Below are 567 nucleotides of genomic sequence, written 5' to 3'. Positions count from 1 at the left end.
CGTTCGCGACATTCGTTTTACTGGTAATAACTCAACGAAAGATGAAGTGTTGCGTCGTGAAATGCGCCAAATGGAAGGCAGCTGGCTAAACTCCAAGTCGATTGAAACTGGTAAGACACGTCTTAACCGTCTTGGCTATTTTGAAAACGTAGAAGTACAAACGGTTCGTGTACCAGGTAGTGATGATCAAGTTGATCTGGTTTACTCGGTTAAAGAAGCGAACTCAGGCAGTGTAAACTTTGGTGTTGGCTACGGTACCGAATCGGGCGTCAGCTTCCAAGTTGGTCTGCAACAAGACAACTTCTTAGGTAGCGGTAACCGCGTTGGTATCAACGCGATGATGAACGACTATCAAAAGAACGTGAGCTTAGACTACCGCGACCCATACTGGAACCTTGATGGTGTAAGCTTGGGCGGTAAGATTTTCTACGATGAATTTGAAGCATCGGAAGCGGGTATCGTTGACTATACCAACCAAAGTTATGGTGCAAGTTTGACATGGGGTTTCCCATTTGACGAACTGAACCGTTTTGAATTCGGCGTTGGTTATACCCACAACAAGATCGG

1 protein-coding gene is annotated in these 567 nt (G+C 45.7%); it reads left to right on the top strand.

Going from position 1 to position 567, the window contains the following annotated elements; translation table 11 throughout:
- On the top strand, positions 1-567 hold a 567-nt coding region (locus R7093_RS27100), incomplete at both ends, for a BamA/TamA family outer membrane protein (RefSeq protein ID WP_318147258.1).

This window comes from Vibrio sp. 1580, from assembly GCF_033340055.1.
The sequence above is the reverse complement of the archived record's forward strand: the minus strand, read 5'-3'. Positions and strand labels throughout refer to the sequence as shown.